General features: G+C 73.5%; 14 protein-coding genes. 4 read left to right on the top strand and 10 right to left on the bottom strand.

Annotated features, from left to right (window positions below; genetic code table 11):
- Nucleotides 1-95: 95 nt before the first annotated feature.
- Nucleotides 96-1,679, bottom strand: a complete 1,584-nt coding sequence (guaA, locus tag OG711_RS24070; protein WP_073792818.1) for a glutamine-hydrolyzing GMP synthase — start codon at nucleotides 1,677-1,679, stop codon at nucleotides 96-98.
- Nucleotides 1,680-2,118: 439 nt separating this feature from the next.
- On the opposite strand from guaA, the gene OG711_RS24065 reads away from it, so the two are divergent.
- Both OG711_RS24065 and OG711_RS24060 read left to right on the top strand, forming a co-directional pair.
- Nucleotides 2,119-2,454: a chorismate mutase gene (locus OG711_RS24065; protein ID WP_073792819.1), complete on the top strand. Its 336-nt coding sequence runs from the start codon at nucleotides 2,119-2,121 to the stop codon at nucleotides 2,452-2,454.
- A gap of 586 nt (nucleotides 2,455-3,040) precedes the next feature.
- Complete coding sequence (locus OG711_RS24060; RefSeq protein WP_329560350.1) at nucleotides 3,041-4,222, top strand: hypothetical protein; 1,182 nt, start codon at nucleotides 3,041-3,043, stop codon at nucleotides 4,220-4,222.
- A gap of 73 nt (nucleotides 4,223-4,295) precedes the next feature.
- On the opposite strand, the gene OG711_RS24055 is transcribed toward OG711_RS24060, so the two are convergent.
- From OG711_RS24055 to OG711_RS24030, 6 genes are all read right to left on the bottom strand, one after another.
- Complete coding sequence (locus OG711_RS24055; RefSeq protein ID WP_329560348.1) at nucleotides 4,296-6,098, bottom strand: GMC family oxidoreductase; 1,803 nt, start codon at nucleotides 6,096-6,098, stop codon at nucleotides 4,296-4,298.
- A gap of 38 nt (nucleotides 6,099-6,136) precedes the next feature.
- Entirely contained in the window at nucleotides 6,137-7,759 is a 1,623-nt protein-coding gene (locus tag OG711_RS24050; protein WP_329560346.1) for a succinic semialdehyde dehydrogenase, read from the bottom strand.
- Nucleotides 7,760-8,472: 713 nt separating this feature from the next.
- Nucleotides 8,473-10,377: a serine/threonine-protein kinase gene (locus OG711_RS24045; RefSeq protein ID WP_329560344.1), complete on the bottom strand. Its 1,905-nt coding sequence runs from the start codon at nucleotides 10,375-10,377 to the stop codon at nucleotides 8,473-8,475.
- A 40-nt stretch (nucleotides 10,378-10,417) separates the two neighbouring features.
- Nucleotides 10,418-12,325, bottom strand: a complete 1,908-nt coding sequence (locus tag OG711_RS24040; RefSeq protein ID WP_329563990.1) for a protein kinase domain-containing protein — start codon at nucleotides 12,323-12,325, stop codon at nucleotides 10,418-10,420.
- A gap of 269 nt (nucleotides 12,326-12,594) precedes the next feature.
- The gene (locus OG711_RS24035; RefSeq protein ID WP_329560342.1) at nucleotides 12,595-15,405 is read right to left on the bottom strand and encodes a protein kinase domain-containing protein; all 2,811 of its coding nucleotides are present in this window, start codon (nucleotides 15,403-15,405) and stop codon (nucleotides 12,595-12,597) included.
- A 302-nt stretch (nucleotides 15,406-15,707) separates the two neighbouring features.
- A complete protein-coding gene (locus OG711_RS24030) occupies nucleotides 15,708-17,768 on the bottom strand; it encodes a serine/threonine-protein kinase (RefSeq protein WP_456341301.1) in 2,061 nt (686 codons plus the stop codon).
- Between the two features lie 1,233 nt (nucleotides 17,769-19,001).
- Here OG711_RS24030 and OG711_RS24025 point away from each other — a divergent pair.
- The gene (locus tag OG711_RS24025) at nucleotides 19,002-20,096 is read left to right on the top strand and encodes a serine hydrolase domain-containing protein (RefSeq protein ID WP_329560340.1); all 1,095 of its coding nucleotides are present in this window, start codon (nucleotides 19,002-19,004) and stop codon (nucleotides 20,094-20,096) included.
- Nucleotides 20,097-20,129: 33 nt separating this feature from the next.
- On the opposite strand, the gene OG711_RS24020 is transcribed toward OG711_RS24025, so the two are convergent.
- Nucleotides 20,130-21,842 (bottom strand): glycerol-3-phosphate dehydrogenase/oxidase, encoded by a 1,713-nt coding sequence (locus OG711_RS24020; protein WP_073792826.1) that lies wholly within the window; start codon nucleotides 21,840-21,842, stop codon nucleotides 20,130-20,132.
- A gap of 329 nt (nucleotides 21,843-22,171) precedes the next feature.
- Here OG711_RS24020 and OG711_RS24015 point away from each other — a divergent pair, with 329 nt between their 5' ends.
- Nucleotides 22,172-23,434: a nucleotide sugar dehydrogenase gene (locus tag OG711_RS24015; protein WP_073792827.1), complete on the top strand. Its 1,263-nt coding sequence runs from the start codon at nucleotides 22,172-22,174 to the stop codon at nucleotides 23,432-23,434.
- Nucleotides 23,435-23,893: 459 nt separating this feature from the next.
- Here the strand turns inward: OG711_RS24015 and OG711_RS24010 are convergent, their stop codons facing one another.
- Both OG711_RS24010 and guaB read right to left on the bottom strand, forming a co-directional pair.
- Entirely contained in the window at nucleotides 23,894-25,018 is a 1,125-nt protein-coding gene (locus OG711_RS24010; RefSeq protein ID WP_073792828.1) for a GuaB3 family IMP dehydrogenase-related protein, read from the bottom strand.
- Nucleotides 25,019-25,156: 138 nt separating this feature from the next.
- Complete coding sequence (gene guaB, locus OG711_RS24005; protein WP_073792829.1) at nucleotides 25,157-26,665, bottom strand: IMP dehydrogenase; 1,509 nt, start codon at nucleotides 26,663-26,665, stop codon at nucleotides 25,157-25,159.
- Between the last annotated feature and the right edge of the window lie 122 nt (nucleotides 26,666-26,787).

Here is a 26,787-nt window from a genome sequence, read left to right as displayed (position 1 = left end):
GCGGCCACGGACGACGAAGAGCGGCCCCCCGACCGGTCATGTGCCGGTCGGGGGGCCGCTCTCAGGGGCTCAGCGGGTCAGGCGTGGACAGCGGGTCACTCCCACTCGATGGTGCCCGGGGGCTTGCTCGTGACGTCGAGGACGACTCGGTTGACGTCGGCGACCTCGTTGGTGATGCGGGTGGAGATCCGGGCGAGGGTCTCGTACGGCATCCGTGTCCAGTCCGCGGTCATCGCGTCCTCGGACGAGACCGGCCGCAGCACGATCGGGTGGCCGTAGGTGCGGCCGTCGCCCTGGACGCCGACGCTGCGGACGTCCGCGAGCAGGACGACCGGGCACTGCCAGATATCCCGGTCGAGTCCGGCGGCGGACAGTTCCTCGCGGGCGATCGCGTCGGCGTCGCGCAGCAGGTCGAGCCGTTCGCGGGTGACCTCGCCGACGATCCGGATACCGAGGCCGGGGCCGGGGAACGGCTGGCGCTGGACGATCTCGTCGGGCAGCCCCAGCTCGGAGCCGACCATCCGGACCTCGTCCTTGAACAGCTGGCGCAGCGGTTCGATCAGCTGGAACTCAAGGTCCTCGGGCAGTCCGCCGACGTTGTGGTGGGACTTGATGTTGGCGGTGCCGGTGCCGCCGCCGGACTCCACGACGTCCGGGTAGAGGGTGCCCTGGACGAGGAACTCGACGGGCTGGTCCCCGGGGGCCTCGGCGATGATCTCCGCCTGGGCCTGCTCGAAGACCCGGATGAACTCCCGGCCGATGATCTTGCGCTTCTGCTCGGGGTCGGAGACGCCCTTCAGCGCGTCGAGGAAGCGGTCGGCGGCGTCGACGACCTTGAGCTGTACCCCGGTCGCGGCGACGAAGTCCTTCTCGACCTGCTCGGTCTCGCCCTTGCGCATCAGGCCGTGGTCGACGTACACGCAGGTCAGCCGGGAGCCGATGGCTTTTTGGACCAGCGCGGCGGCGACCGCGGAGTCGACCCCGCCGGAGAGCGCGCAGATCGCGCGGCGGTCCCCGACCTGCTCGCGGATCGCGGTGAGCTGCTCCTCGATGACGTTGCCCGTGGTCCAGGAGGGCTTGATGCCCGCGCCCCGGTACAGGAAGTGCTCCAGCACCTGCTGGCCGTGCGTCGAGTGCATGACCTCCGGGTGGTACTGGACGCCGTACAGCTTCTTCTCGTCGTTCTCGAAGGCGGCGACGGGGACCACGTCGGTGGACGCGGTGACCGTGAAGCCCTCGGGCGCGGCGGAGCACGCGTCGCCGTGGGACATCCATACGGGCTGCTCGGCGGGCGTGCCCTCGAAGAGGGTGGAGCCGACCTTGCTGACGTGCAGCGGGGTGCGGCCGTACTCGCGGGCGCCGGTGTTGTCGACGGTGCCGCCGAGGGTGGTCGCCATGAGCTGGAAGCCGTAGCACATGCCGAAGACCGGGACACCGGCTTCGAACAGGGCACGGTCGACCGTGGGGGCGGCTTCGGCGTACACCGAGGACGGGCCGCCGGAGAGGATGATCGCCGCCGGGTTCCTGGCGAGCATCTCCTCGACCGGCATGGAGCTCGGCACGATCTCGCTGTAGACCCGTGCCTCGCGGACACGGCGGGCGATGAGCTGGGCGTACTGCGCACCGAAGTCGACGACCAGGACGGTGTCGGGGGCGGCAGCGGGGGTCGCTGAGGGCACGGGGGGCCTTCCGGCTGTGACTACGGGTACGGGGGCCGTACGGCGACGGTATCGGCGCGTACCACAGGGGTTCCGCCATCGATTCTAACGGCGCCGCGAGCCGCTTCCCCCGGGGTACGCGTCGGGCGCCCCGGGGCGGGCACCCAGGGTGACCGGGCGGTCCGTCTCAGCATCCGGGCGGCCGGTGCCCATGGATTGACCGGGCGTACGGGGCCGGGGGCATAATGTCCGGGTGACCAAGCACCTGACCTTCCGCTTTACCTATGGCAACCGGCCCGCCGGCTGCCATGGTCGTGCTGCTTGATCACCTGACAAGCACTCCCAGGCGCCCCGGGCCGACAAGGCCGGGGCGTTTCTGCTGTCCGGGCCGTGTCGCCCGTTGGCCGTCGAGCAAGACCCTGCCCCGCCCAGCGAACCACCGACACCGAGGAGCCCCACCATGACGACGTCCGAAGCCGAGCGCACCAGCACGACCGGCCGCCCGTCCCCCGTGCTCAGCGCCACCGAGCGGACCGGCGCCCGTACCGAGGAGGCGGCCGGGACCATCGCGGACGCCCGGGAACGGATCGACGCCCTGGACGACCGGATCATCGGTCTCGTCCAGGAGCGGATGGCGGTGTCCGCGGTGATCCAGGAGGCCCGGATCACCTCCGGCGGGCGGCGGGTGAATCTCTCGCGGGAGATGGAGGTCCTGGAGCACTTCCGTGACGCCCTCGGCAGGCCGGGCACCTCGCTGGCGATGACGCTGCTCGAACTGTGCCGGGGTCGTATCTGAGTTCGGGCCCGCTCTCACCCGTACGGCGCGTGACCGGGGCGCGGCGGGCGTCGTTGTCCCGGTGTCCGTGCCAGCCAGGGGCGGGCGACAACCACGCGTGGCTTCGCTGGAGCGGTGAGACGTACGGATCGTGCCGGACGTCGTGGGACCTCGCTCCGGTTTCCGTGACCGGTCGGCAGGGGACAGCAGCCCGGTCACCCAAGTGAAACGGTCGGCTCCGGGGACGCCCGGGGCCGATCGTCTCCGGTGCGCCGTCCCGCTCACGATCCCGTCCCGCCCCCTCATTGTTCTTCCCCACGGCGCCGTCTCCCCCCCTCGGCGCCGCTCCGCGCGGTGCTGACGCTGCCCTGACGTCACCGCCGCCCGAAGGGCCCCGCGGCCCCCGCCCCGCGGGGCCCTTCGTCGTGTCCGGCGCCGGACAGGCCTCCTCAAGTGATCCACGTCACATAAGAATTGTGTGAGTATCCGGACAACCATTCACCGGGACCGTGTGTCACACCTGGAGAACCAAGGGCCACGCGCGTAGCGCGGACGGCCGCCGCACCCGTGCCGTCGCCCCGGTACACCGGACAATTTCGAGGTCTGCATGAAGCTTCGCCGTGCCATGGCCGCCGCAGCCGCCACGGCCGTCATCGGCCCGGTCGCCCTGCTGTCGGCGCCGCTCGCCCACGCGACGGGATCGCCGTCGGCCACCCCGAGCGAGTCGGCACCCGCGTCGTCCCCGGCGTCCACCCCGCCCACCGGTGAGCCGTCGGACTCCACGAGCCCGACCGCCTCCGACTCGGCCTCGTCCTCGGCGAGCACCTCCGCCTCCCCGGGCCCCTCGGACTCCCAGAGCACGAGCCCCGCGCCGTCGGACACCTCGTCCGGCACCAGCGACCCCGGTTCGCAGAGCCCGACCGGTCCCACCGGGCCGGGGAAGCCCGGCGAGTCGGAGACCTCCGGAGGGACCGACGAGCCCGGGACCGGGAAGCCGAGCGAGCCCGAGCCGACCGAGGACCCCGGCGACTACCCCCGGTGCGACGAGATCGACGAGGACTACGAGGAGACCGCGCTGGAGACGAAGCTCTCCGGTCTCCCGGGGAAGATCGTCGCCGGTACGGGCTGGCACGAGTTCACGCTCACGACCACCAACACCTCCAGGGCCGACCTCAACGAGGTCGCGTTCTACGCCGAGGTGGAGAACTTCGAGGTCGACGACCCGTCGCGGTTCCTCTCCCCGTACGTGTCGCTCCAGTTCTTCGACGTGGAGGACAAGGAGTGGCGCGAGGTCCGCGACACCTACGTCGGTGAGAACGGCGAGCTGTCCGAGTGGGCCGGTGCCTACTTCACCGGGGTCGACACGATGAAGCCGCAGGACTACGTCACCAGCAAGCTGCGGCTCGACATCAAGAAGAACGCGCCCGCCGGTGACGGCTACGCGTTCGGCTCCGGCGGCTACCTCGACACGGTCGACGGCCGGCAGTGCGCCGCCGAGAGCTTCGGCACCGACGCGTACTTCACCGTGCTGACGCCTGGCAGCTCCGTGCAGGACCCGGGCGAGGCCACACCCGGCGACGGCGACGGTGAGGGCGGCAAGCCGAAGCCCGGCCCCGCGACGAAGCCGCAGGGCGTCGTCAACCAGCAGCCGGTCACCGGCAACCTGGCCGCGACCGGATCGTCGTCCGCGCTGCCGATGATCGGTCTGTTCGGCGGGATCACCGTCATCGCGGGCGGCGCCGCCGTGTTCATCGCCCGCAAGCGCAAGTCGGCCCCCACGGCCCGGTAACGGCCACCCCCATACGTGAAGGACCCGCACTCGGAGGGGGGTGCGGGTCCTTCACATTTCCCGGGGGACGCGATCAGGACGGCGCGGGCCTGGGCGGGACGCGTGGGACGGGGAGCAGCAGGGCGCCGAACGCGCCGGTGGGCACGGCCGGGTGGCGCGGGGCGACGGGCGCCGTCCGGCGGTACGGGGCGTCCGGCGCGGGGCGGGGGTCGGGGTCGCCCGCGTTGGGCCACAGCGACATCGCCCGCTCCGCCTGGGCGGTGATCGTCAGCGAGGGGTTGACCCCGAGGTTCGCGGAGACGGCCGCCCCGTCCACGACGGACACCCCGGGATACCCGTACAGCCGGTGGTAGGGGTCGATGACGCCCGTCGCCGGTGAGTCACCGACCGGGCAGCCGCCGAGGAAGTGCGCGGTCAGCGGCATCCCCAGCAGCTCGCCCACGTTGGAGCCGGGGAAGCCGTTGATCTCCTCGGCGAGCAGTTCCGCGGCCCGGGTGGCGGCGGCTATCTGCCCGGGGTTGGGCGCCCCGTGGCCCTGGCGCGCGGTGAGCAGTCCCCTGCCGGGGCCGCCCGCTTTGAGGGAGGTCGTCAGGGAGTTGTCGAGGGACTGCATCACCAGCCCGATGATCGTCCGCTCCGACCACCGCCGGTTGGACAGCGACCGCAGCGCGAGCCAGGGGTGTCGGGCCATGTTCCCGAGCCAGCCGCGGACCCGGCGGCGGGGCCGGTAGGGGACCTGGAGGATCGTCAGCCAGCCCATCGCGTTGGACCCCTTGCCGTACCGCACGGGTTCGATATGGGTGTCGGCGTCGGGGTGGACGGACGAGGTGATCGCCACGCCCCGGGTGAAGTCGGCCCTCGGGTGGCCGTGCCGGGCGCGGTAGCGGCGGTCATGGGTCCGGGCGCCCACCAGCGCCTCGGAGTTGGTGCGGGTGAGGGTGCCCAGCCGGTCGGACAGCCTCGGCAGCAGCCCGTCCGCCTTCATCCGGTGCAGCAGGGTCTGCGTCCCGTACGTCCCGGCGGCGAGGACGACCCGCCGGGCCCGGAAGACGCGCGGCGGGCCCTTGCGGCGGGCGTCGGTGGGGACCGTCCGCACGGCGTACCCGCCGCGCCCGTCCTCGGTCAGCGCGACGGCCGTGGTCATCGGGTGGATCACCGCGCCGGACCGCTCCGCGAGATGGAGATAGTTCTCGCCCAGGGTGTTCTTCGCGCCGTGCCGGCAGCCGGTCATGCACTCCCCGCACTCGGTGCAGGCGCGGCGCGCGGGTCCGGCGCCGCCGAAGTACGGGTCGGGGACCTCGTCACCGGGCCGCGCCCGCGCCGCGCCGTCCGCGTCCCGGCCGTCCCCGAAGAACACCCCGACGGGCGCCATATGGAAGGTGTCCCCGGCGCCCATCGCCTCGGCCGCGGCCCTCAGATGGACGTCGGAGGGGGTCACCGTCGGGTTGAGCCGTACGCCGAGCATCCGCCGCGCCTGGTCGTAGTACGGCGCCAGCTCCGCCCGCCAGTCGGTGATGTCCCGCCACTGGGGGTCCTGGAAGAACGCGTCCGGCGGCACGTACAGGGTGTTGGCGTAGTTGAGGGAGCCGCCGCCGACGCCCGCCCCGGCGAGGACCATCACCTTGCCCAGCAGATGGATGCGCTGGATGCCGTACAGCCCGAGGGCCGGGGCCCACAGATAGCGGCGCAGGTCCCAGGAGTCGCGCGGCAGCGTGTCCCGGGTGAAGCGGCGGCCCGCCTCCAGGACACCGACCCGGTACCCCTTCTCGCTGAGCCGCAGCGCGGAGACGGCTCCCCCGAACCCCGACCCGACGACGACCACGTCGTAGTCGTACGCGTGGCCGTCCCCCCGGTCCTGGTCGTGCTCCTGTGCCACCGCTGCCTCCGTGGGTACGTGCCGGTAGGTGGGGCCGGTCAGCGCAGCCGCAGGGCCTTCATCACCCGCAGGGACCGGCTCATGAACACGGCGTACTGCTCGTCGGTCATCCCGAACGACGGGCCCATGGGGACGATCCGCTGCTGGGCGACCGTCTGGGCCTCCGTGTACTTCAGGATGCCCTCGGAGCCGTGCCGCCGCCCGAGCCCCGAGTCCTTCATCCCGCCCATCGGTGACTGGACACTGCCGTACGCCGACGCGTAGCCCTCGTTGACGTTCACCGTGCCGGACCGCAGCCGGGCGGCGATCGCACGGCCCCGGCGGCCGTCCTTCGTCCACACCGAGGCGTTCAGCCCGTACTCGGTGGAGTTGGCGCGGGCGACGGCGTCCGCCTCGTCGGTGAACCGGTAGACGGAGACCACCGGGCCGAACGTCTCCTCCGCGCACACCGCCATGGGCGCCTCGACGCCGTCGAGGATGGTCGGCTCGTAGAAGTACGGGCCGATGTCGGGGCGCGCGACCCCGCCCGCGAGGACGGTCGCGCCCTTGGCGACGGCCTCGTCCACGTGCCGTACGACGGTGTCGAGCTGCCGCTGCCCGACGAGGGAACCCATGTCGGCCCCGTACGCCAGGGCGGTGCCCAGCCGCATGGCCCTGGTGCGGGCGGCGAACCGGTCGAGGAAGACGTCCGCGACGGACTCATGGACGTACAGCCGCTCCACCGACACACAGAGCTGTCCGGCGGAGGAGAAGCAGGCGCGGACCGCTCCCGCCGCCGCCTTCTCGATGTCCGCGTCCGCGAGGACGAGCATCGCGTTCTTGCCGCCCAGCTCCAGCGAGGCGCCGATCAGCCGGGCCGCGGCGCCCTGGGCGACCTCCCGGCCGGTACGGGTCGAGCCGGTGAACGACACATAGTCGGCGTGCCGCACGATCTCCGGGCCGATGACCGGGCCGTCGCCCAGCACCACCTGGAACACCTCGGCGGGCAGCCCCGCCTCGACCAGCAGATCGCGTGCCCACAGGGCGGTGAGCGCGGTCTCGGTGTCCGGCTTCATCACCAGCGCGTTGCCCGCGAGGAACGCGGGCAGGGCGTCCCCGACGGAGAGTTCCAGCGGGTAGTTCCAGGGGGCGATCTGGCCGACCACCCCACGGGGCTGGCGCAGTTCGGTGACCTTGGTCAGGGCGGGGACCGCGCCCGTGTGCCGCTTCGGGCGCAGATACGACGGCCCCTTGCGGCCGTAGTGCCGGGCCGCTATGGCGACCGCCTGCACCTCCTCATGGGCGTGCAGCCGGGCCTTGCCGGTCTCCAGCTGGATCAGGTCCAGCACCTCGGCCTGGCGTGCCAGCAGCAGGTCGTGGAACCGGAGCGCGACGGCGGCGCGGGTCCTCGCCGGGGTCGCCGCCCAGACCGGCTGGGCGGTACGGGCCCGCTGGAACGCCGTCGCCACGTCGTCGGGGGTGGACTCGGGGAGGGCGGCGAGCTCGCGGCCGGTGAACGGGGTGTGGTTCGCGGTCCTGCCCGTGCCCACTATTCCCTTGGTGAGCTGGGCCACCAGTTCCGGGGTGACCACGTCGTCCGCCGCGCGGACGCCTGCCGGCGTGGGGGCGGGGGGGTTGGTGGTGGGGGGATGGGGGGTGGCGGTGTGCCGCGAGTCCGTCATGACCCGAGCGTAGGCGTACCGCCGGGTTTTGTGTACGGGCCGCCTTCGCTGGCGCTTCCCAGGTCCGTCCGGCCTTGCGCCCTCCGTTCCTGTGCCGTCGCTCGGTGGGTTTGCGCAGTTCCTCGCGCCCCTGGGTTTCTTGTGCTGGACGCGCTTGTTCCTGTGCCGTCGTCCGTGGGTTTTGCGCAGTTCCCCGCGCCCCTATCGGGGCGCCATCTGCTTGTTCTTCGGGTCGGGGCCGGTCGGGATTCTCCGTCCTCGATCCGACACGCTCGGTACGACGTTCCGTGACTCGACTGAAGAGCATCGGAGTCTGCGAGCAGAGATTCCCGCCCACCCCCTTACGTAGCCGGGCGAGTCCGCGAGGAGGGTGGTTCCGCAGACGACGGACAACATGAAGGGCCGCCCCCAAAGGGGCGCGGGGAACTGCGCACCCCCGTCCGACCCCGCACAGGAACAAGTACGTCCAGGTGGGGAACCCCAGGGGCGCGAGGAACTGCGCGAGCAACCAAGGACCACCCGCACCCGAACGGGAACCGAAGGGGGCGCGACCTCAGGGGCGCGGGGAACTGCGCACCCCACGAGCGACGGCACAGGGACAAGCGCGTTCAGCCGGACAGACCTCGGAAGCGCAAGCGAAGGCGACCCGCACGGGAACAAGCGCGGAAGGCCGGACGGACCTGGGAAGCGCCAGCGAAGGCGGCCGGCGGAGGTCACTGGGCCGTCGAACCCCGCACCGTGTCGAACTGCGTCCGCGCCTCCGCCTCCCGCTCGGCGGGCCCCATCACCAGCACGTTGTAGAGGTGCGCGTCGGTCTGCCAGGCGAGGTCGACACCGAACCGCCCCCCGCCCTTCTTCGACGCCGACTCCCAGATCCCGGCCGGATGGCCACGATGCGTGGTCGGCGTCACCACCCCCTTGCGGTCGCGGCCCCTGCCATGGTCCCGCCGCAGCGACTCCACCGGCCCACCGGGCTCCGCCGCGGCGACCCGGACACCGACGCGGATCGCCCCGTCCGGCGAGACATAGAACGTCCAGTGCCCCGCGTTCCTGCGGGTGTACGTCTGGGGGACGGCCAGCGACAGCCCGCCGTCCGCGTCGACCCGGCGGTAGCCGATGGGCACCCGTACCGGGGACGGATCGGAGGGCACGGCCATCGGCGCGGAGCTGGGCGCACGAGTCACCGTGACGGTCGCCGTGGGGCTCGGCGGTGGCATGTACGGGGGCGGGCCGCCGCTCCCGGGGGACGGGTCCACCGGGGCGGATGTCGAGGCGGCGGGCCGGGTGGGGGCCGTCACCGCGGTGGAGGGCTTCCCGGGGGCGGACACCTCGGGGGCACCGGGGTCCACGCTCACGGGCCGGTCGTCCCGCTCCCGGCCGCGCTCGTACAGCAGCACCGCGGCGGACATCCCGGCACCGGCGAGGACAGCCGCCAGGATGATCAGCAGGAAGGTGCTCCACACCGGCCGGACGGAGGTGACCACGACCTTCGGTGCGGCGCCGCCGGAGACCGGTGGACCCTGCCCCGGCCCACCGGACGGAACGGGCGCCTTGCGCGCCGCCCGCGCCCCGGACAGCGACGCGTCCTCACCCAGCGGGGCGTGCGAGCCCGGCAACCCGGCGACGACGGAACCGGCCGTCACGGGCCCCGTCGCCGTGGAACCGGTCGCCGTGGAACCGGCCGGTACTGCCGCGCCGCCCGACGACGCGGAAGCGACGGGCCCCGCAGAGGAAGAGGACGGGGGCGAAGCCGGGGGCGCTGTCCCCGGTGGGGGTGACGTGGCGAGGTATGTGTGGAGTAAGCGTTCCGCCTCCTGGGCGTCGAGCCGCCGCCCGGGATCGCGTTCCAGGAGACCGGACACCACGGGCAGCAGCGGCCCCGCCTCCGCGGGCGGCCGGATCTCGTCGACCACCACCGCGTGCAGCGTCCCGCTGATGGATTCCCGCCGGAACAGCGACCGCCCGCTCAGCGCCGCGCACAACAGCACCCCCAGGGACCACAGATCGGCCTCCGGGCCGCCGGACGAGCCGGACATCCGCTCGGGCGCGGTGTACTCGGGCGACCCCACGAACAGCCCGTCCTCGGTGAGGGTGCGGGCGCCCGGCACCCGGGCGACCCCGAAGTCCGTGAGCACGACCCGGCCCGTCCGGGCCTCCAGCAGGACGTTGTCGGGCTTGATGTCCCGGTGCAGCACACCCGCCTCGTGGGCGGCGGACAGCGCGCCGAGCAGCGCGACCCCGATCCGGGCCGCCTCCGCCGGGTCCACCGGTCCGGAGCCGTCGATCCGGTCGGCAAGTGAGCGGCCCTCGACCAGTTCCATGACGATGTACGCGCCGTCGCCGTCCTCGACGACATCGTGGACGACGACGATCGCGGGGTGGCGCAGCCCCGCGACGGCCCGCGCCTCGCGCAGGGTCCGGGCGCGCTGCCAGCGGTCGGGGGCGCCGGGCGAGGTGTCCCCGGAGAGGAGTTCCTTGACGGCGACGGGGCGGCCGAGCAGTTCGTCGTCCGCGCCCCACACGATGCCCATACCGCCGCGGCCCAGCCGGGTGCGCAGCCGGTAACGTCCCCCGATCACACGGGAACTGACGCCCGTGCTGTCCCCCTCGGTGCCCATCCGCCCATCATGCCCCACCTGTGCGGGCGGGTGGCCGGGTTCACGATCCCTCCTCGCGCCAGCTCCTGAGCACCGTCTCGAACTGGGCGCTGGTGGTGCTCCAGTCGGCGGCCGGGCCGGACATGTAGATCACGTATTCGGCGCCGTCCCGGGTCACGTACGCCTGCTCGACCGCGCGGCGCGGACCGGGGAGGGTGCTCTTGCCTTCCGAGGTCCAGGTGAACTCCCAGCGCGCGCCGGGCCGGTCCCGGAAGGTGTTGGACGTCAGGTCGCGGCGGGTGTAGTCGGGGAGCCTGCTGAGCTGCTTCTCCAGGTCGACGAGGTGGGCGTACGGGGTGTCGTAGTCGGTCGCGGGGTCGTACCCGATCCGGATGAAGTGCTCTCCCCCGTCGGCGGTGTAGTCGATCTGGCTGCCGTTGACCTCGCGTTCCCAGCCCTCCGGGACGGCGAGGCTGAACCCCACGGGGTCCTTGGCGCGTACAAAGCCGTCGGGGACCGCGTCGGAGCCCTGCTCGGGGGTCGCGGCGGAGTCCTGCGACTCGCGGGGCTTCGGGGTGTCCTCGGGGCTGGCGAGGGGGGCGGGTGTCCCGGTGTCCGCGCTGGGGGCGGGCGTGCCGCCCGTGGCGGGGGCGGTGGGCGGTGACGCGGAGGGTGAGGCGGCGCCGGTGGGTGTGCCGCTCGACGCGGCGGACGGGTCACCCGAGGAGTTCCAGTCGAGGTAGCGCAGGGCGAGGGCCCCGCCGCCGCCCGCGAGGACCACGGCGACGGCCACGGCGGTCACGGTCCGCCATCCGGGCCGCGCGGGCCGGGGCGCGACCGGGTAGGGGTAGGGGTAGCCGCCCGGCGGGGTGCCGTGCGGGGCGTAGCCGGTGGGCGGGGTGCCGTGGGCGGCGTAGCCGTGGGGCGGGGTGCCGTGCGGGGCGTAGCCGGTCGGCGGGGTGGGGGGCTGAGGGGGGCCGGGCGGTGTGTAGCCGTGGGGCGGGGTGGGGCTGGTGGTGGTGACGGCGGACGGGAATCCGGCGGCCGGGGTCGGCGGCGCGGGCGGCGGCGTCGGTTCGCGCAGCGCGGCGAGCGTCTCCGGGGCGACCGCGCTGGTGGGGGTGTATCCGGCCGGGGCGCCGCTCACGGTGGGGCCGCGGCCCTCCGCGGCCTCGGCGAGCAGCCGTTCGGTCTCCTCGGCGGAGGGCCGGTCCCCGGGGTCCTTGCGGAGCAGCGCGGCGATGACGGCCGTGAGCGGTCCGGCGTGGGCGGGTTCGGCGGGTTCCTCGTCGACGACGGCCTGGAAGGTGGCGAGCGCGGTGCCGCGGCGGAAGGGTGAGACGCCCTCGACCGCCGTGTACAGGGTCGCGCCGAGCGCCCACAGGTCGGCGGCGGGGCCGGGGTCGGCGCCCCGGACGCGTTCGGGGGAGAGGTAGTCGACGGAGCCGACGATCTCCCCGGTCCGGGTCATCCCGGAGTCCCCCTCGACCTGGGCGATCCCGAAGTCGGACAGTAGTACCCGGCCATCGCCGGCGAGCAGCACGTTCGCGGGCTTCACATCGCGGTGCAGCACACCCGCCGTGTGCGCGGCGCGCAGCGCGCGGGCCACCCACAGTCCGGTGCGGGCGGCCTCCTCGGGGGCGATGCGGCCCCGTTCGGCGACGGCGCCGGCGAGCGAGCCGCCGTCGACGAGTTCCATGACGATCCAAGGACGTTCGTCGTGCTCGAAGACGTCATGGACGGTGACGACGGCCGGGTGGGTGATGCGGGCGGCGGCGCGGGCCTCGGCGCGGGTCCGGGCGAGCAGCACGGCCCGTTCGCCCTCGTCGGCGTAATGGGCGGCCGTCAGTTCCTTGACGGCGATGTCCCGGTGGAGCACTTCGTCGTGCGCGCGCCACACCCGGCCCATTCCGCCGCGGCCTATGGATTCATGGAGCCGGTACCGTCCGGCGAGCAGCGCACCCTGCATCTGATTCACGTTCCCCCGCGATCTGGTGACAGACCACCAGACTAAGGGCTGTCCCGTGATCCCCGGTGGATCCGCGTGCGGCGTCGGACGCGGTGCATCGCAAGGCGGAGGATCGTCCTCGTACTGGGCGTATTCGGGTGATCCGACAACGCAGCGAGGTGCCGTAGCTGTCGTCGCGCGCCCGCCGGGGACTGCGGGACAGCCCTTTTGGCCCTGCCGTTCGGGCCGGACCGCTGGGGAGGGTGGGGTGCGCGAGGAACCCGCGGGGGTCAGCCGGTCGCGCGGTAGGACGCCTTGGCCTGCTCGTACAGCCGGGTGACCTCGTCGCGTTCGGCCTCGGGTCCGCGCAACTGGACGATGTGGTAACGCCCGTCGATGATCGCGGCGTAGTTGCGTACGTAGAGTTCGCCGCCGCCGGTGTCGGTCCAGGTGAACTGGCCCTCGCCGCTGACCTGTCCGCCGACCTCCATCCGGCGCATCCCGCTGGAGCTGGACCAGGTCGAGTCGCGGAACGGGGTGAGTTCGCGCTGGCTCTCGCGCATGTAGATGAGCGGGTCGGCGCCGAACTCGCCCGTGGAGTCCCGCCCGGGGACGACGAGGAGTTGGAAGCTGCCTCCGGAGTAGACGATCTGGCCGCTGGCGTTCTTCGGCTGACGGTCCCAGCCGTCGGCGACGGCGACGCTGAATCCTTCGGCGTCCTTGGCCGTGGTGAAGCCCTCGGGGGCGGCCGGGCCGCCCGCGCCGGGGCTCTCGGCGGGCTTCCTGGTGGCGTCCGGGGTGCCGGTTTCCTTGCCGTCGGGCGACGGGGAGTTCACGGGCCGGCCGTCCGTGCCGGGGGTGGCGCGGGGCGCGTCACCGCCGTCGCCGCCGACGGAGCTGGTGCGCTGCTTGTCGGCGGTATTGGTACCGGTGCCCGACTGCGGCATGAACACCATGGCGTAGGCGACCGCTCCGGCGAGTCCGAGCATGACCACCACCAACAGCGTACGGCCGAGGTTCCTCGGCTTCGCGGGGGCGGGCTTGCGGCGGCGGTGGGAGGACGCGGACGCGGGCCGCTTGCGCCGCCTGCGCAGCAATTCGCCGCGGCGGCGGACCACCGGGAGCCGCCGGGGGTCCGGCGGGGGCGCGGCGATGACGAAGGTGCCCGCGTCGGGTTCGGGCGCGGAGCGGACCAGGGAGCGCAGCCAGCCGCGCAGCTCCTCGAAGTCGGGCCGCTCGGTGGGGTCCTGGCGCAGCAGCGACTCGACGACGGGCCGCAGCGGGCCGCACTCCTCGGCGAAGGCCGGGGGTTCCGCGCACACCAGCTGGACGAGTTCGGCGGTGCTGTCCTCGGGGTAGGGGGCGTGCCCTTGTACGGCGCGGAAGAGCAGCGCGCCGAGGGCCCACAGGTCGGTCGCGGGCCCGATGGGCGCGGCGAGCTGCCAGTTGTCGTGGACGGGCCCGGCCTGTTCGGGTGCCCAGCGTTCGGTGACCGGGCCGACGACGGCCATCCGGGCCTGGCGGGCGCGTTCGGCGGTGAGGGCGGTCGCGGGTCCCCGGCGGGGTGCGGCGGGGCGGGCGCCCCAGCCGTCCTGGCGGGGCTCCGGCGCGGGGGCCCGGGGTGCGGGGGCCCGCTCGGGGGTTGCGCCCGGTGCGGCGGCGGGGGTGGGCTGGACGGGGACGCGGCCCGGCCCGGTGATCCCGGCGGTGCCGTGCCCTGTCTGGTCGCGGAACGAGGTGCGGAACTCGGGCAGCGGCCTGGTCCTGGCCTCGTCGGGCGCGGGTGACCGCGGTTCGGCGGGCGGCAGTTCCGGGGCGCCGGTGCCGCGGGGGCGCGCGCCGTGCCAGGGGTCGCCCTGCGGCTGGTGTCCGGGGTCGCGCTGGACGCCGTACGGGTCGGTGATCCGGCCGTGCTGCGGCTGGTACCCGACGCCGGGGGCGTCCGGCTCGCCGTACTGGTCCGGGGCGCCGTAGTGGTCGGGGGCGCCTGGGTGGTTCCGGGTGCCGGAATGGTCCGGGGTCCAGCCGTCGGGTTCCGTGCCGAACAGTTCGTCGCGGAACTGCTCGTCACCGCGCTGCTCGTCACCGCGCTGCTCATCATCGCGCTGTTCGTCGCCGACGCGGGCGGCGGCGCGGGTTCCGGCACGGTACGCGGCGATGGCCCCGGCGCGGGCGGCCCGGGCGTCGGAGCTCCCGTCGGACAACCGGGGGCCCAGATCGGGGCCGTCCGGGGCGCCGGGGGCGTCCGTGCCGCCGACGGCCGGGAGGGGCCGGGTGGCTCCGGTGGCCTCGGCCCAGGTACGTCCACCGCCGGTGGACGTACCGCCGGTGGCGGAGCCCGGCGGGCGGCCGTACGGGTCGGACGCGGTGCCGGGTTCCGGGCCGGTCGCGCCGTTCCAGGGTCCGGCGACGGTGGCGCGGCCACCGGCGGGCGCCCCGCCGAAGCCGCCGCCGTCACCGACATGGCCGCGGGGGGTGTCCGGGGTCCCGGCGCCGGGACCGTCGTCCGGGCGGGGGTCGTACCCGCACAGGGCCTCCTCGGCCGCCCCGACCGCGAGTCCGGTCAGCATGACCCGGCCGTCCTCGCAGATCATCACCGTGCGCGCGGTGATGTTGCGGTGCACCCAGCCGTGCGCGTGCAGGGCGCGCAGCCCGGTGAGCACATCGGCGGCGACCTCGGCCGCGCGGTACGGGCTCAGCGGTTCCTCGGCGAGCAGCGCGGACAGCGGCCGGGCGGGGACCAGTTCGCTGACGATCCACAGCGAGCCGCCCTCGGCGAACACGTCGAAGACCTGGTCGAGCCGGGGGTGGTCGGGGACCTGCGCGGCGGCCTGGGCGGCCTCGATCGCGCGGCGCACGGCCGGGTCGGCGGCGCGGGCGGCGGTGGCCCGGGCACTGTCGTCGAGGGCGAACCCCTCGGGCAGTCCGTCCGCGCCGAGCACCTCGGCCTCGACGATCTCCGGCAACGGCACCTGCCGGACGAGGACTTCCTGCCCGCTGTAGGTGTCGAAGGCCCGCAGATACGCCGCTTCGTGTTCGTCGGGCGCCACGAGCGGCAGGCGGTAGCGGTCGGCGAGCACGCGCCCCGCGTAGTCGTCCACGTCGCTCCCCCTGTTCGGGTGTTCCCGGTGGTTCCTGCGGTCGGTCGGCGGCGTACGTGGTGCGTCGGCGTTGCCGCCGCGTACGGTTCGCGACCCTTCACGATACGTGCCGGAGGCCAGGCGTCCAGCGCGGATGCCGGATCTCCTACGACGTTCGATGGCGGCGGTCGTACGGAACGGCGGATTCCGGTGGTCCGCGGGGCCGTTCCGTGCCGTCCGGGATGCCCGCTGCCCTTACCGGGCGGGGCCCGGACCAGGCATCGGGCGGTACGGGGCGCCGTGCGGGTGCGGCGGACGGCCTTTCAGGAGCGTGGCTGGAAGGTGCGGGTGAAGGTCCGCCAGGTCTCCCGGCGTTCGTCACCGCTCCAGTCGGCCGCCTTGGCGGTGTACATGATGGCGTAGCCCTGGCTGGAGTCGACCACGAAGCCGCGGTTGGTCACCCGGTACTTGGTGCCGCCCTCGACATACGTGAACTCCCAGTCCGCCGACTCCCAGCCGCGGAAGCCGACGCTCTCTATCCGTATCCGCTCGTACTGGGCCCGGCGCATGGAGCCTTCCTGGTTGCGCCAGTCGGCCGCCGCGTCGCTCTTCGGGGTGCTCGTCCAGCCGATCAGCAGCCGCTGGCCGCCGGGGCCGGTGAACCGCGCTCCGGCGGCGCTCGTGGAGCGGAACGACCAGCCCTCGGGCAGTCCCACGGAGAAGCCCTGGCCGTGCTTGTACGTGGACGCCACCCCGGTCCCGGAGCCCGAGCCGTCGTTCTTGCCCTTGTCCTTGCCGTCGTCCTTGCCCTGGTCCTTGCCGGAGCCGTCCTTGCCGGGGGTGGTCGCCGGGTCCGTCGTCGTGCCCTTGCCCGGGTCGCTGCCCGTGCCGGTGCCCTCGGTGTCCTTGCCGTCGCCGGTGTCCTTGGTGGCGCCGTCCGGGCCGGGGGTCGGGCCGTCGGGCGCGGCGCCGTCCTTCTCGCCGCCGTCCTTGTCGTCGTCACCGGTGGTGGCGCCGCTGGACGCGACCTTGTCGCTGGTCTTGGCCCCGGTCCCGGGGTCCTCGCGCATCACCAGCGCGACGATCCCCGCGATCACCGCGATCGCCACGACCATGGCGATCACCATCAGGGTGCGGCGCGGCACCACATCGGTCAGCGCCGCCCTGGGCGCGGCGGACCCCGTCGCCGACCGGTCCACCGGACCGGAGGCGGAGGCGGACGGTACGGGGGTGCCCGGCGCTCCGGCCGCACCCGTACCCGTACCGGCGGACCGGCCGGCGGGGGCTCCGGTGGCCGCCCCTGCGTTGTACCCGGCGAGGAGACCGGTCGTCGGCGGACCGTAGCCGTCATGCGCCGATCCGGCGCCGCCCGGCCGCGCGGGCCGGTCCGTGGCCGGTGCGCCGGACGCGGACGACCCGACGGCGGGCGCCGGGCGGGGCGGCGGCGGCACCGGGCGGGCCGCTCCGGGCGCGACCGCGCCCGCGGCACCGACCGCGCCCGCCGCGCCCTTGCGGGCGGACCGCTTCTTGCGTTCGCCCCACCGCTCGCCCTTGCGGTCGCCCACGGACTGGGGGACGACCGGCATGGCGACGACCATCGTCGGATCGCTGCCCGCGGTGACGGTCCCCTCGGGCGCGCTGACGACATGGGTCAGCAGCGCACGCGCCCCGGCGTCGTCGAGCCGCTGCTCGGGGTCCTTGGCCAGCAGCCCGTAGATGACCTCCTCCAGCGGACCCGCGTTCTGCGGCGGGTCGAGGGGCTCGGTCATCACGGCGGTCAGGGTCGCGATCGCGGAGCCCTTGTCGTACGGGGGGATGCCCTCCACGGACGCGTACAGCAGTCCGCCGAGCGACCACAGGTCGGCCGCCGGTCCGGGCCGGTGGCCACGGGCCCGCTCCGGCGAGATGTACGAGGGGGCGCCGACGAGCATGCCCGTCGAGGTGATGGACGGGTCGCCCTCGACCTGGGCGATCCCGAAGTCCGTGAGCACGACCCGGCCGTCGTCGGCGATGAGCACGTTCGACGGCTTCACATCGCGGTGCAGGATGCCCTCGCTGTGGGCGGCGCGCAGCACGTCGAGCACCGCGAGTCCGACCTCGGCGGCGCGGCGGGGTGTCAGCAGTCCGTCCTCGCGGATGGCCTCGGCGAGGGACTTGCCCTCCACCAGCTCCATCACGATCCACGGCCGGTCGTCCTCGTCCACCACGTCGTAGACGGTCACCGCGCTGTTGTTGCGGATACGCGCGATCGCCTTCGCCTCCCGCAGGGTGCGGGTGATGAGACGGCGCTTCTCCTCCTCGTCGATGCTGTTGGGGAAGCGGAGTTCCTTGACGGCGACGGTCCGGCCCAGGATCTCGTCCTGGGCCCGCCATACGGTGCCCATCCCGCCCCGGCCGAGCACATCACCGAGCCGGTAGCGCCCGGCGAGCAGACGTTCGGGGGCGGCGGGGGTGGCGCCGCGGTTCCGGGCGGGGGCGGGCGCGGTCCGGCCGGACTTCGCGGCGGGCTCCTCCCGCTTGACGGGTTCGCTCCGCGCGGGCGCGACGTCCTTGCCGCCGTCCCCGAGGGAGGACTTCCCGGCCCCCTTGGCCGGGTCCGGTTCCGGGTTCCGGTTCCCCTCCGTGCCCTTGGCCCTGCCGGGGTCCGGGTCCGGGTTCTTCTCCGTGCCGCGGGGCGCGGGGACACCGGCGGGCCCGCGGTCGGCGGGTTCCCGGTCCGGGGCTTCGCGGTCGACGGGTTCGGCGGGCTTACGGTCGGCGGATTCCCGGTCAGTGGGCTTGCGGTCGGCGGGCTCGGCGGGCTTGCGGTCCGCGGGTTCCCGGTCGGTGGGCTCGCGGTCGGCAGACCCGGCGGCTTCGCGGTCCGCAGACTTCCGGGCCGCGGGCCCCACGGGTTCCCGGTCCGCGGGCTCGGCAGACCTACGTCCCACAGGCTCGGTGGGCTTACGGTCCGCGGGCACGGCGGGCTTACGGTCCGTGGGACGGCCGGACGGCTCCGCCGCGGAGGGTGACGCCGTCGCCGGGGCGACGGGGGCCGACGGCGAGGGAGCGGCGGCGGGCGGTTCCGCTGATCCCCCGTCGGACTGACTTCCCGACAGACCGGAGGCCGCACCGCCCCGGTCGGACTTCCCGGCCCGGCCGGCCGGGGGCAGGGCACGGGGATCGGGCGCCTGGCCCGGCCCACCACTCGTGCCCGGTCCACCGCCCGTGCCCGGTGCGCCACTCGTGCTCGACACGGCGTCCCGTCCGGCGTCACCGTCCTGGTCCGCGCCGGAGCGACCGGCCCGCACGCCGGTCCCCGCTCCGGACCCGGCGGCCCGATCGCCGCCGCGCGCACCGGACTTGCCGAGGATCACTCCGCCCGGCCTGCGGGGGGCCGCCGGGGCGGCCCCGCCCGTGGAACCGGCGCCCGACCTCGTACCGGACTCCTCGTCGTCCCGCTCCCCGGTCCGGGCGTCCCTCTGGTCCTGCCGGGCCTCGCCCTTCTGCTCCGCGTCCGACATGCGTCCCCTCGTGCAACCCGCCCTGACAGAGCCTTCATTGTCCCCCACCGGGGGACCGCCCGACGCCCCGGGTCGGCCGTCGTCGATGATGGCCGGGTCAAGGGAGGAACGGTCGTGCCCGTATCCGGCACCGCGTTGTCGCGGCGTCCCCCGCTCCGGCGGCTCAGCGCGGCAACCGTACGGTACCGGGCTCCGTTCGCCCTGTTGCTGGCCTTGACCCTGCTGTTTCCCGTGCCGGCCGGTTCCGCGCCGCACACGCCTCCGGCGTGGACCGCGCCGACCGTCACGGCACTGTCAGCCACCCTCCCCTCCCTGACCCGTGAGGGCAAGGCCCGGACCGTCGCGGCCCTCGCCACGGCCGGTGACTCCGGCCACTTCGTCCGCACCGGACCCGCCCTCACCCGGGCCGCGCCCTTCCCCGCGGGCAGCCTCACCAAGACCTTCGTCGCGACGGTCGTCCTCCAGCTCGCCGCCGAACGCGAACTGTCGCTGGACGCCCCGGTGGACACCTATCTCCCCGGGCTGATCCGGGGCAACGGCAACGACGGACGGGCCGTCACCCTCCGTCAGCTGCTCACCCATACCTCCGGGCTGCGGGACTTCGCGGCCCGGACCCGGGGGACGGGCCGGGTGTCCGTGGCCCGGGCGCTCTCGATCGCGCTGGCACAGCGGCCCGCCCCGAGAGGCGGGTTCCACTACTCCAACACCAACTACGTCGTCCTCGGCGAGGTGGTCGAGCGGGTGACCGGCCGCTCCTACGCGCGGGAGGTCCGCCGCCGGTTGATCCTCCCGCTGGGGCTGACGGGCACCCGCTTCCCGGCCACCCCCCGGGCGGCGGGCGCGTCCGGTGACCTGGTGTCGACACTGGACGACCTCAACGCCTTCCACACGGCGTTGCTGAGCGGCGCGCTGCTGGCGCCGCCGCAGCTGCGGACGATGCTGGACACCCGGGCCACCGGAGGTGTGTACGGCATGGGTGTCCTTCCCACGGAACTGCCGTGCGGGGTCACCGTCTGGGGCCACGCCGGCCGGATTCCCGGCACCTGGGCCCGCAGCGCGGTCGCCGCCGACGGCACCCGGGCCGTCACCTACCGCGCGGACACCGACACACCGCCCCGGCCGGGCGGGGAGCTGCCACTGCTGACGGCCGTGTTCTGCCCGCCCGGCACCCGCCCCACCCCGGCCGCAGAACCGCCCGGCCCCTCCTGAACCCGCCCCGCCGACCGGCGGCCCCGCCCCGGACTACCCCAGCGGGACGATGTCGGGCGCGCCGAGGCGTGCCGCGTCGGCCGTGAGGTCGTCGGGCTGCCGCTGGGACTCGCGCTCCGCCTCCACCCGCTTCTCGTAGTGCTGGACCTCCCGGTCGGTCCGCTCCTTGTCCCAGCCGAGCACCGGTGCCATCAGCTCGGCGGCCTCCCGTGCGCAGCGGGTGCCCCGGTCGAAGGTCTCGATGGAGATCCGGGTCCGCCGGGTGAGGACGTCGTCCAGATGGCGGGCGCCCTCGTGGGAGGCCGCGTAGACGACCTCGGCGCGCAGATAGTCGTCCGCGCCCTGGAGCGGGGCCGCGAGACCCGGATCGTCGGCGATCAGGGCGAGCACCTCTTCGCTCAGCGAGCCGTAGCGGTTGAGCAGATGCTCGACCCGGACCACATGGAGACCCGTCCGCGCGGCGGTCCGCGCACGGGCGTTCCACAGGGCGCGGTAGCCCTCGGCCCCGACCAGCGGCACGTCCTCGGTGACGCATTCGGCGACCCGCTGGTCGAGCGCGTGGACCGCCTCGTCCACCGCGTCCTTGGCCATCACCCGGTACGTCGTGTACTTGCCGCCCGCGACGACGACGAGGCCGGGTACGGGGTGGGCGACCGTGTGTTCACGGGACAGCTTGCTGGTGGCGTCGGACTCCCCGGCGAGCAGGGGGCGCAGCCCCGCGTAGACGCCCTGGACGTCATCACGGGTGAGGGGGACCGCGAGGACCGAGTTCACATGCTCCAGCAGATAGTCGATGTCGGCGCTGGAGGCGGCGGGGTGGGCCTTGTCGAGATCCCAGTCGGTGTCGGTGGTGCCGACGATCCAGTGCCGGCCCCAGGGGATGACGAACAGGACGCTCTTCTCCGTACGGAGGATCAGTCCGGTGCTGGAGTTGATGCGGTCCTTGGGGACGACGAGGTGGATGCCCTTGGAGGCGCGGACGTGGAACTGGCCGCGCTCACCGACCATCGCCTGGGTGTCGTCGGTCCACACACCGGTGGCGTTGACGACCTGCTTGGCGCGGATCTCGTACTCACCGCCGCCGCCCTCGACGTCCTGGACCCGGGCGCCGACGACCCGCTCCCCCTCGCGCAGAAAGCCGGTGACCCGGGCGCGGTTGGCGACCTTCGCCCCGTACGCCGCCGCGGTGCGGACCAGGGTGGCGACATAGCGGGCGTCGTCCATCTGGGCGTCGTAGTACTGGAGGGCGCCGGTCAGGGCGTCCTTCTTCAGACAGGGGGCGACCCGCAGGGCGTGGCCGCGGGACAGATGGCGGTGCGTCGGCAGGCCCCGGCCATGACCCCTGGCCATCGACATGGCGTCGTACAGGGCGACGCCCGATCCCGCGTACCACCGCTCCCACCCCTTGTGCTGCAAGGGGTAGAGGAACGGGACCGGCTTCACCAGATGGGGCGCCAGCCGCTCCAGGAGCAGCCCGCGTTCCTTCAGGGCCTCGCGGACGAGGGCGAAGTCCAGCATCTCCAGATAGCGCAGCCCGCCGTGGATCAGCTTGCTGGAACGGCTCGATGTGCCCGACGCCCAGTCACGCGCCTCCACCAGCCCGGTGGACAGCCCTCTCGTGACGGAGTCCAGCGCGGTGCCCGCGCCTACCACCCCGGCGCCCACGACGAGGATGTCCAGCTCACGCTCGGCCATCCCCGCGAGTGCCTCGGCGCGCTCCGCCGGGCCCAGTGTCGCTGTCCTCACCGCTGCCTCCCGTCCTTGTCCGGGCCGCTCGCGCCCGGTCGCGTACTGCCAGTCGTGCCGCGTCTGTCCTGCTCGTCTGCCCCGTCCCGGCGCTCGCACCTCTCCCGTGTCCGCCCGCCCATCCTCCCCCCGCGTTCCGATTCTCGCCGGGCGGCCCGAGATCCACCACCACCCCTCGTCCACCTGTGGACAACACTCGGTGAATCACCGCCACCCAATACCGCATAACGGTCATATTTACGCCTAGTCTGACATTGCGCTCGCCCATTCTGTCCACAGGGCTTGCGCGACCCTCCCGTTCCGGCTAGAGGGAAGGACGCCTCGCCGTCATGCCCGCAGACCTCGCCGTCATCGGCCTCGGCCACCTCGGCCTGCCGCTCGCCCAGGCGGCGGTGGCCGCCGGAATCGCCACCCTCGGCCATGACCCCGGGCCCGCCCCCGACCGCTCCCCCGCCCCCTGGGGCGACCCCGCCCCGCCCCTGGACACCGGCGTCCTGTCCACCGCCGAACTGCGCCGGATGCTCGCCACCGGCTTCACCCCCACCGCCGACCCCAAGGGCCTCGGCCGGGTCCGCACGGCGGTCATCTGCGTCCCCGCGCCACGCGGCGCGGACGGTTCACCCGATCTCGCCCAGGTGGGTGACGCCGCCCGCGTCCTCGCCGCCCGGCTGCGCCCGCACACCACCGTCATCCTGGAGTCACCCGTCCCGCCGGGCACCACCGAGGACTTCCTCCTGCCGCTCCTGGAGGAGGGCTCCGGACTGCGCGCGGGCCGCGACTTCCACCTCGCGTACTCCCCCAGCCGGATCGACCCCGGCAACCGCGACCACCGTTACACCGCCACCCCCAAGGTCATCGGCGGACTCACCCCCGCCTGCACCGAGTCCGCCGCCGCGTTCTACGGCCGCCTCACCGACAAGGTCGTCCGCGCGCGCGGCACCCGGGAGGCCGAGACGGTCCAGCTCCTGGAGACCAACTTCCGGCACGTCAACATCGCCCTCGTCAACGAGATGGCCGTCCTGTGCCATGACCTCGGCGTCGACCTGTGGGACGTCGTCCGCTGCGCCGAGACCAAACCGTTCGGCTTCCAGGCGTTCCGCCCCGGACCCGGCGTCGGCGGCCACGGTGTGCCCCAGGACCTCGCGGGCCCCCAGTACGCGGTCCGGCCGCTGCGTATGGTCGAACTCGCCCAGCAGGTCAACAGCCAGATGCCCCGCTACGTCATCCAGCGCGCCGCCGCCCTGCTCAACGAGCACGGGAAGTCCGCGCGGGGCGCCCGGGTGCTGCTCCTCGGCGTCACCTACAAGCCGGACGTGCCCGACCAGCAGGGCTCCCCCGCGCAGGAGATCGCGACCCGCCTCATGGAACTCGGCGCCTCCGTCAGCTACCACGACCCGTACGTCCCCGCGTGGAGCGTGCTGGACCGCCCCGTCCCCCGGGCCGACTCCCTCTACGACTCCGCCGCCGACGCCGACCTGACGCTGCTCCTCCAGCACCACCGCACGTACGACCTCCAGGGCCTCGCGGTCAAGGCCCAACTCCTCCTGGACACCAGAGGCACCACCCCCACAGGCTCAGCCCACCGCCTCTGACACCCCCCGCCCCCGAAGAACAGCCCCAGGTGGGCGCCCCAAAGGGGCGCGAGGAACTGCGCGAGCAACCACGGACACCCCGCAGTCGAGCAGCTACAGCAAGAGGCGCGCCCGAGGGGCGCGGGGAACTGCGCAAAACACGAGGGCGAACCCGCACCCGAAGAACAACCGACCAAGGCAGCATCCAGGGGCGCGGGGCCGCACCCGAAGAGGCACCGCGAGGAACGCGCCCCAAAGGGGCGCGGGGAACTGCGCAAAACACGAGGACGGCCCCGCACCCGAAGAACAACCGACCGGGGCAGCATCCAGGGGCGCGGGGAACTGCGCACCCACGAACGACCCGCACAGGGACAAGACCGCCCAGCACAGGAAACCCGGGGTCCGGGACCACAAAAAACGGGGGCGCCCCGGCCGACCCCGACCGAAGCACCCCCGAACCGCCCTAGCTCCAGGGCACCGTCACCGCTTGTGCTGGGCGTCCGCCACCGTGACCTCCACCCGCTGGAACTCCTTGAGCTCGCTGTACCCGGTGGTGGCCATGGCCCGCCGCAGCGCGCCGAAGAAGTTCATCGAACCGTCGGGGATGTGCGAGGGCCCGGTGAGGATCTCCTCCGTGGTCCCGACGACCCCGAGGTCGACCCGCTTGCCGCGCGGCACGTCCTCGTGGACCGCCTCCATGCCCCAGTGCAGGCCACGGCCGGGCGCGTCCGTCGCACGGGCCAGCGGCGAACCCATCATCACGGCGTCCGCACCGCAGGCGATGGCCTTCGGCAGGTCACCGGACCAGCCCACCCCGCCGTCCGCGATGACGTGCGCGTACCGGCCGCCGGACTCGTCCATGTAGTCACGGCGGGCCGCGGCCACGTCCGCGACCGCGGTCGCCATCGGCACCTGGATGCCCAGCACATTGCGCGTGGTGTGCGCGGCGCCCCCGCCGAAGCCGACGAGCACACCCGCCGCCCCGGTCCGCATCAGATGCAGCGCGGCGGTGTACGTGGCGCAGCCGCCGACGATCACCGGCACGTCCAGCTCGTAGATGAACTGCTTCAGGTTCAGCGGTTCGGCGGCACCCGACACATGCTCGGCGGAGACCGTCGTGCCCCGGATGACGAAGATGTCGACACCGGCATCCACCACGGCCTTGGAGAACTCGGCGGTCCGCTGCGGCGAGAGGGCGGCGGCGGTGACCACACCGGCGTCGCGCACCTCCTTGATACGGAGGCCGATCAGCTCTTCCTTGATCGGCTCCTCGTAGATCTCCTGGAGGCGCCGCGTCGCGGTGTCCGTCTCCAGCTCCGCGATCTCGTCGAGCAGCGGCTGCGGGTCCTCGTACCGCGTCCAGAGCCCTTCGAGGTTGAGCACGCCGAGGCCGCCCAGCTCCCCGATACGGATGGCGGTCTGCGGGGAGACGACCGAGTCCATGGGGGCGGCCAGGAACGGCAGCTCGAAGCGGTAGGCGTCGATCTGCCAGGCGATCGAGACCTCCTTCGGGTCGCGGGTGCGACGGCTCGGGACGACGGCGATGTCGTCGAAGGCGTACGCCCGGCGGCCGCGCTTGCCGCGTCCGATCTCGATCTCAGTCACGTGTGTGGCCTTTCCCTCTGCTGCGTTTCAGCGCCTCCCAGTATCCCCGACCCGCATGCGAAGGGCGGCTCCGGAGTCCTCCGGAGCCGCCCTGCCCGCGCGGTGCCGCGCCTGGGAACGCGGGTAACCCTGCGTGAACTACTTGTGACGGCTGTAGTTCGGTGCCTCGACCGTCATCTGGATGTCGTGCGGGTGGCTCTCCTTGAGCCCCGCCGAGGTGATCCGGACGAACCGGCCCCGGTCCTGGAGCTGGGGCACCGTCCGGCCGCCGACGTAGAACATCGACTGGCGCAGTCCGCCGACGAGCTGGTGGACGACCGCCGAGAGCGGACCCCGGTAGGGCACCTGGCCCTCGATGCCCTCGGGCACCAGCTTCTCGTCGGACGCCACGCCCTCCTGGAAGTAGCGGTCCTTGGAGAAGGACTGCCGGTCGCCCCGGGACTGCATCGCGCCGAGCGAGCCCATGCCCCGGTACGACTTGAACTGCTTGCCGTTGATGAACATCAGCTCACCGGGGGACTCCTCGCACCCGGCGAGCAGGGAGCCCAGCATCACGGTGTCGGCACCGGCGACCAGGGCCTTCGCGATGTCGCCGGAGTACTGGAGGCCACCGTCCCCGATGACGGGGATGCCCGCGGCCTTGGCGGCCAGCGAGGCCTCGTAGATCGCGGTGACCTGCGGTACGCCGATACCCGCGACGACCCGGGTGGTGCAGATGGAACCGGGGCCGACGCCGACCTTGATCCCGTCGACACCGGCGTCGATGAGGGCCTGCGCGCCGTCACGGGTGGCGATGTTGCCGCCGATGACATCGACGCCGCCCCCGTTCGACTTGATCTTGGCGACCATGTCCCCGACGAGCTTGGAGTGGCCGTGCGCGGTGTCCACCACGATGAAGTCGACGCCCGCCTCGACCAGCGCCTGGGCCCGCTCGAAGGCGTCCCCGGCGACCCCGACGGCCGCGCCGACGAGCAGCCGGCCCTCGGCGTCCTTGGCGGCGTTCGGGTACTTCTCGGCCTTGACGAAGTCCTTGACGGTGATGAGGCCCTTGAGGATGCCGCTGTCGTCCACGAGCGGCAGCTTCTCGATCTTGTGGCGGCGCAGCAGCTCCATGGCGTCGGTGCCGGAGATGCCGACCTTGCCGGTGACCAGCGGCATCGGCGTCATGACCTCGCGAACCTGGCGTGCGCGGTCCGTCTCGAAGGCCATGTCACGGTTGGTGACGATGCCGAGCAGCTTGCCGTTGCCGTCGGTGACGGGGACACCGCTGATCCGGAACTTGGCACAGATCGCGTCGGCCTCGCCGAGCGTGGCGTCCGGGTGCACGGTGATCGGGTCGGTGACCATGCCCGACTCGGAGCGCTTGACCAGGTCGACCTGGTTCGCCTGGTCGGCGATCGACAGGTTCCGGTGCAGGACGCCCACGCCGCCCTGGCGGGCCATCGCGATGGCCATCCGGGACTCGGTGACCTTGTCCATCGCCGCGGAGAGCAGCGGGATGTTCACGCGGACGTTGCGGGAGATGTACGAGGAGGTGTCGATCTGGTCCGGGGCCATCTCCGAGGCGCCCGGCAGAAGCAGCACATCGTCGTAGGTCAGCCCGAGCGTCGCGAATTTCTCGGGTACTCCGTCGACGTTGGCAGTCATGACACCTTCCCAGATGGGCTTGTCCGTGCGGGATGTCCATGCTAACGGGAAGCGGGCCGCTCTCATTCCATGTTCGCGTCCACCCCTGCTCGTGCGCTCGTCAGCAGGGCAGGGCAACGTCC

The organism is Streptomyces uncialis (genome assembly GCF_036250755.1).
Classification (GTDB): Bacteria; Actinomycetota; Actinomycetes; order Streptomycetales; family Streptomycetaceae; genus Streptomyces; species Streptomyces uncialis.
This window is presented reverse-complemented; position numbering and strand designations above follow the sequence as displayed.